The 6146-nt window shown below is 72.0% G+C and carries 5 protein-coding genes; 3 read left to right on the forward strand and 2 right to left on the reverse strand.

All coding sequences use genetic code 11. The features are described 5' to 3' along the window. On the reverse strand, window positions 1–923 hold a 923-nt coding region (locus ACJA3G_RS27370; protein WP_406555711.1), incomplete at its 3' end, for a phosphatase PAP2 family protein. 523 nt (window positions 924–1446) lie between these two features. Between ACJA3G_RS27370 and ACJA3G_RS27375 the strand changes: the two genes are divergently transcribed. Both ACJA3G_RS27375 and ACJA3G_RS27380 read left to right on the forward strand, forming a co-directional pair. Next, entirely contained in the window at window positions 1447–3096 is a 1650-nt protein-coding gene (locus ACJA3G_RS27375) for an MFS transporter (protein ID WP_406555712.1), read from the forward strand. A gap of 150 nt (window positions 3097–3246) precedes the next feature. After that, window positions 3247–4446 (forward strand): acyl-CoA dehydrogenase family protein, encoded by a 1200-nt coding sequence (locus tag ACJA3G_RS27380; RefSeq protein WP_406555713.1) that lies wholly within the window; start codon window positions 3247–3249, stop codon window positions 4444–4446. 29 nt (window positions 4447–4475) lie between these two features. On the opposite strand, the gene ACJA3G_RS27385 is transcribed toward ACJA3G_RS27380, so the two are convergent. After that, a complete protein-coding gene (locus ACJA3G_RS27385) occupies window positions 4476–4910 on the reverse strand; it encodes a cell division protein SepF (RefSeq protein WP_406555714.1) in 435 nt (144 codons plus the stop codon). Window positions 4911–5223: 313 nt separating this feature from the next. Between ACJA3G_RS27385 and ACJA3G_RS27390 the strand changes: the two genes are divergently transcribed. Continuing rightward, window positions 5224–6146: DUF5685 family protein (locus tag ACJA3G_RS27390; RefSeq protein WP_406555715.1), on the forward strand; the 923-nt coding region annotated here is incomplete at its 3' end.

A 6146-nucleotide genomic window follows, 5' to 3' on the forward strand; every position in this document is an offset into this window, starting at 1 on the left:
GGCACCGGCGGGCGCTCGGGACGGGGGCCGTTGTGCGGCGGCCGGGCGGGGCCGCGGGCGCCGGCGGGGCGGGCACCGCTGGCCGCGCCCACCGGCTCGCGTACCGGGGCCTCGGGCTCGCTCGCGGTGCGCTGGGCGAACACGCCGGGCAGCGCGCCGGCCGGAACGGGCAGTACGGGCGCGGCCGTTCCCCGTGCGCGCCACTTGGCCCGCAGGGCGAAGACCAGCGCCTCGGCGCGCGCGATCACCGGCTCGCACCAGGGCAGGGCCAGCAGGATGAGCAGCCCGGCGGCCCAGCCGAGGAGCACGTCGCTGACCCAGTGCGTACCGAGGTAGACGGTGGTGGCGCCGACGCCCAGGGCGACCACGGCGGAGATGACCGACAGCCAGCGCCGGGCCCTCGGGGTGGTGGCCAGATAGGCGAGGATGCCCCAGGTCACGACCGCGTTGGCGGTGTGGCCGGAAGGAAATATATCGCCGCCCGCGAACAGTTCGGCGGAGCCGATCTGCGTCGCGTAGTGCGGGCCCAGCCGGCCCAGGCCGAGCTTGACCGCGCCGACCGTGATGTTCAGCAGGAGCAGTGAGGCGCCGAGGGCGAGCAGCGGGCGCAGGGTGTGCTGCCGCCAGGATCTCCAGCCCAGCCACGCCGCGACCATCACCGCCGTGGGGCCGCGCTGGCCCAGGACCACGAAGTAGTCCAGGAAGGCGTGCATCTGCGGCCACTGCTCGTACGGCCGGAACAGCATGACCTTCCAGTCCAGCTCGACGAGCCAGGACGAGGCGAGCACGGCGACGACGATGGCGAGGTAGAACGCCATCGTCGCGCTGAAGAGGATCACGCGGTGACGGCTCATCCGCGGGATCGCTATCTTCGGCGGCTCGGGCTCCCGGTCCAGACGGGCGAAGATTCGGTCGGTACGCACTCAATCGACGTTACAGCGAGTGAGTGAGGGCCCAGGCCGATCCGGCGGCTTTGTGATGACGATGTGATGTGGAGTATGTCTCACGTCACCGTTTATTCCCGGGTCCCTGAAATGGGTGGATGACCTTGGAATCTATTCCGCTGCGGACCGCTCCGGAAACGCGTCGGGATTCTCTCCGGGGGATTTTCCGGGAGGCGGGACGGAATTCATCGTTCGGCCATCACCCCTGACACCGGGTGCCAGGATCCGCCGACACCGCGTGCCAAGATCATTAATGGCGTCCGCCCCGATCGCCTCACTCCGCACGCTGTGGCGCACGACACAGGGCGTGCCCAAAGGGGTGAGAGGTGTACCACGTGCCGATGGCTGGAACTCGCGTACGCTGACGAATCACTCGCTCGTCGATGCCGGACCCGTCCGAGACCGCACCGGTCCAGGATCCGCCGAGAGCGAGGACGACGGGCCACCGCGAGGACGGCGCGTCCCGGGACCCCCGCGGGGCCGCCGTACAGGAGGTACACACATGGCAGGAACGACGACGGACGCCGCACGCGCGCGTGCGAACGCCGGCGCCGCCAACCGCTGGGTCGTCCTCGTCGTCCTCTGTGTGAGTCTGCTGGTCGTCGCGCTGGACGCGACCGTGCTGCACGTCGCCGTCCCCTCGGTCACCGAGGACCTGCGCCCCAGCGCCACCGCGCTGCTGTGGATCGTCGACGCCTACCCGCTGGTCTGCGCCGCCCTCCTCATCCTCTTCGGCACCCTCGGCGACCGCGTGGGCCGCCGCCGGGTGCTGCTGCTCGGCTACGGCATCTTCGGCCTGGCGTCCGCCGTGGCGGCCTTCGCCGGATCCGCGGGGCTCCTGATCGCGGCCCGCGCGCTGCTCGGCGTCGGCGGCGCGATGATCATGCCCGCCACGCTCTCCATCCTCCGGGCGGTATTCCCCGACCGTCGCGAACGCGCCACCGCCATCGGTGTGTGGACCGCGACCGCCGCGATAGGCGCCGCCGCCGGACCGGTGCTCGGCGGCTTCCTCGTCCAGCACTACTGGTGGGGCTCGGTCTTCCTGATCAACATCCCGCTGATGGCGCTGATGCTGCCGCTGGGCCGCAGACTGCTGCCCGAGTCCAGGGGCGGCGCCGACGGACCGTGGGACGTGCTCGGCGCGCTGACGGCCGCCGCCGGTGTGATCACGCTGGTCCTCGGCGTCAAGCGGATGGGCGCGGGCCACGGCCTGCTCGACCCCCTCACCCTGGGGCCGCTGTGCGCGGGGACCGCCCTGATCATCCTGTTCGTGCGGCGCCAGCGGCGGCGTACGCATCCGCTGGTCGACATGCGCATGTTCGCCCGGCGCACCTTCTCCACCTCGGTGGGGTGCATCGTCCTCGCCATGCTGGCGCTGGTCGGCCTGGAGCTCATAGCCGTGCAGTACCTCCAGCTCGTCCTCGGGCTCAGCCCGCTGGAGACCGGGCTGCGGCTGCTGCCGCTCACCTTCGCCGCGATGACCGCCGGGGCCACCGGTTCGTACACCCTGCGCCGGTTCGGCCCGCGCCAGATGGTCGTGTGCGGCTTCCTCCTGACCGCCGCCGCCGTGCTGCTGCTCGTCATGATGGGCCGCCACGACCGGCCGCTGCTGCTCACCGGTGCCTTCGTCGTCCTCGGCTTCGGCCTCCAGACGACGCTTTTCGGGGCGTACGAGTCGATGCTCAGCGAGGCGCCCGCCGACTGCGCGGGCGGGGCCGCCGCGATCGGCGAGACCTCCTACCAGCTCGGCGCGGGCATGGGCATCGCCCTCCTCGGCAGCGTGATGAACGCGGCCTACGCCCCCGGGCTCGCCTCCGTCCCCGGCGTCCCGCGCGAGGCGTCGGCCGGCGCGGCCAACTCGCTGGGCGAGGCCTACGACATAGCCGACCGCCTCGGTGGCCCCGCGGGCGCCGCCCTGCGGGGCGCCGCGCAGCACTCCTTCGTCCACGGACTGCATGTGACGCTGCTGGTCAGCGCGGGTCTGCTGGTCCTGGGCGCGCTGGCCGCGCTGCGGCTGCCCCGGGTGATGGAGTGCGGGGCGCAGCACGCCCCCTCCGCCCCCGGGCTGCCCGAGCAGCGGGCCGAACGCGCTCTGCGCATCCCCGCGACGGCGGGCGCCGAAGGGGCGGGCGCGGGGCCGGGCGGTTCCTGAGACAGGGCGCCCGCACGCACGGGAGGTCTGGACGCACGGGCGGGTCTGGACGCGCGGCACACTGAGCCGTAACGTCAGCGGTCAGCAATAACTACCACCGCTAGTTTTAGCTGGGCCGCACAGGTTCCCAGGGACGCCGGAGGCATCCATATGTCCGCATCCGCCAAGCTGCCCCCCTTCGACCCGGCCGACCCCCTCGGGATCGACGACCTGCTGAGCGACGAGGACCTCGCGATCCGCGACACCGTCCGCTCCTGGGCCGCCGACCGGGTCCTGCCGCACATCGCCGAGTGGTACGAGAGCGGCGAGCTCCCCGGTATCCGCGAAATCGCCCGCGAGCTCGGCTCGATCGGCGCGCTCGGCATGTCCCTGACCGGCTACGGCTGCGCGGGCGCCACCGCCGTCCAGTACGGTCTGGCCTGTCTGGAGCTGGAGGCCGCCGACTCCGGCATCCGCTCGCTCGTCTCCGTCCAGGGCTCGCTGGCGATGTACGCGATCTGGAAGTACGGCTCCGAGGAGCAGAAGCAGCGCTGGCTGCCCTCGATGGCGGCGGGCGAGACCATCGGCTGCTTCGGCCTCACCGAACCCGACCACGGCTCCGACCCGGCCGGGATGCGCACCTACGCCAAGCGGGACGGCACCGACTGGGTGCTCAGCGGCCGCAAGATGTGGATCACCAACGGCTCGGTCGCCGGGGTCGCGGTGGTCTGGGCGCAGACCGACGAGGGCAGCGGCGGTATCAGGGGGTTCGCCGTCCCCACCGGCACCCCCGGCTTCTCGGCGCCGGAGATCAAGCACAAGTGGTCGCTGCGGGCGTCGGTCACCAGCGAGCTGGTCATGGACGAGGTGCGGCTGCCCGCCGACGCGGTGCTGCCCGGGGTCACCGGCCTCAAGGGTCCGCTGAGCTGCCTCTCGCACGCGCGGTACGGAATCGTCTGGGGCGCGATGGGCGCGGCCCGCGCCTCCTTCGAGGCGGCGGTCGAGTACGCCAGGACCCGCGAGCAGTTCGGCAGGCCCATCGGAGGGTTTCAACTCACCCAGGCCAAGCTCGCCGACATGGCGGTCGAGCTGCACAAGGGCGTTCTGCTCGCCCATCATCTGGGGCGGCGCATGGACGCGGGCAGGCTCCGTCCGGAGCAGGTCAGTTTCGGAAAGCTCAACAACGTCCGGGAGGCGATCGAGATCTGCCGCACCTCGCGCACGATCCTCGGCGCCAACGGGATCTCGCTGGAGTACCCCGTGATGCGGCACGCCACCAATCTGGAGTCGGTGCTCACCTACGAGGGCACCGTGGAGATGCACCAGCTGGTGCTGGGCAAGGCGCTCACCGGGCTCGACGCCTTCCGCTAGGCGCTGCGGAGGTCCGGTGAGCGCCCTGCTCAGCTCTGGTTGAAGAAGCCGCCGGGGGCGCGGCCCGCGGCCTCGCCGCTGACGATCTGGGTGTCGGCGGGGGTCAGCAGGAAGACCCTCGTCGCCACGCGCTCGATGGAGCCGCGGAGTCCGAAGGTGAGGCCGGCCGCGAAGTCCACGACGCGTTTGGCGTCGCCGGGCTCCATGGCGGTGAGGTTCACGATGACCGGGACGCCCTCGCGGAAGAGCTCACCGATGCCGCGCGCGTCACGGAAGCCGTCGGGCGTGACCGTGGCGATCCGCCGGCCCTGCTCCTCGGCCGCCTCGGAGGCCACCCGCACCCGCGGGTCCGTCACCCAGGCTTCGCCGGACCCGGCTTCCTCGGTGTACTCGTCGTCGTAGTAGCGGTCGTCGTTGTCCTCGACAAGTCCCAGCCAGGCACTCGCCTTGCGCACCGATCCCATGGACGCCTCCTCTCACAGCGGACTTCTTCTTGCTTCTTCTCGCGTTCCGCATCCCTATGCTCGTCCATGATGCGGATACCGCGCCAAGTGGATAGTCGCCGCGCAGGGGATTCGTGACGGTACTGGTGCAGAAGATGTGGCGAATCGTCAGCTTTGTTCCGGTCCATGACGGCTAACGGATACAAAATATGAACTTCCGTCCAGACGGGTGAGACGGCAGACGTACGGGTGAACGGATCCGGCCGATACGATGCCTGCCGCACTGTTGAACGAGACGTGGGGCGGGGTGTCCCACGGCACCCGGGGGAGCTTCGTGTTCGGAATCGTCAGGCCCTGCTCGCATCGGCTCACCGAGGGGCTGCGAACCGAGTGGATGGCCCATCTCTGCGGCCTCTGCCTGGCACTTCGCTCCGACCACGGCCAGTTCGCCCGGATCGTGACCAACTACGACGGGCTGATCGTCTCGGTTCTGACGGAGGCTCAGGTCGAGAGCCGCACCGGGCGCAGGCGCACCGCCGGGCCCTGCCCGCTGCGCGCGATGCGGACGGCCCCGGTGGCCCGGGGCGAGGGCGCCCGGCTCGCCGCGGCCGTCTCGCTGGTCCTCGCCTCGGCCAAGGTCCGCGACCACGTCGCCGACCGGGACGGCCTGTTGAAGCGCAGGCCCGTGGCGCTCGCGGCCCGCCGGATCGCCGCGAGCTGGGACCGGGCGGGCGCCCGCACCGGCGCCTCCCTCGGCTTCGACACGGCGGTCCTGGTCGACGCGGTCGACCGGCAGGGCGCGATCGAGGCGCTCGCGGGGCCGGGCACCCCCCTGCTCACCGTCACCGAGCCGACCGAGACGGCGACCGCCGCCGCCTTCGCGCACACCGCCGTACTCGCCGGCCGGCCGCACAACACCGGGCCGCTGGCCGAGGCCGGCCGCCTCTTCGGACGGCTCGCGCACCTCCTGGACGCCGTGGAGGACCAGGCCGCCGACGCCGCGTCGGGTGCCTGGAACCCGCTCACGGCGACCGGCACCGATCTGATCGAGGCCCGGCGGCTGGCCGACGACGCGGTGCACGGCATCCGGCTCGCCCTGCGCGAGGTCGACTTCGTCGACGGCAGGCTGGCGCACGTCCTGCTCGCCCATGAACTGAAGCAGTCGGTCGACCGGTCCTTCGGCACGGCGGGCTGTGCCCACGGCGGCGCCGACGCCCACGGCCACGCGCAGCCGCACGGCCCCCACCAGCCCGGCCC

Origin of the sequence: Streptomyces sp. YS-3 (assembly GCF_045257485.1) — a bacterium.
Taxonomy (GTDB): Bacteria; Actinomycetota; Actinomycetes; order Streptomycetales; family Streptomycetaceae; genus Streptomyces.

Excerpts from the sequence above, each read along its gene's own strand:
- ACJA3G_RS27375 (WP_406555712.1), top strand. The coding sequence starts at position 1,447 with ATGGCAGGAACGACGACGGACGCCGCACGCGCGCGTGCGAACGCCGGC.
- ACJA3G_RS27380 (WP_406555713.1), top strand. The coding sequence starts at position 3,247 with ATGTCCGCATCCGCCAAGCTGCCCCCCTTCGACCCGGCCGACCCCCTC.
- ACJA3G_RS27385 (WP_406555714.1), bottom strand. The coding sequence starts at position 4,910 with ATGGGATCGGTGCGCAAGGCGAGTGCCTGGCTGGGACTTGTCGAGGAC.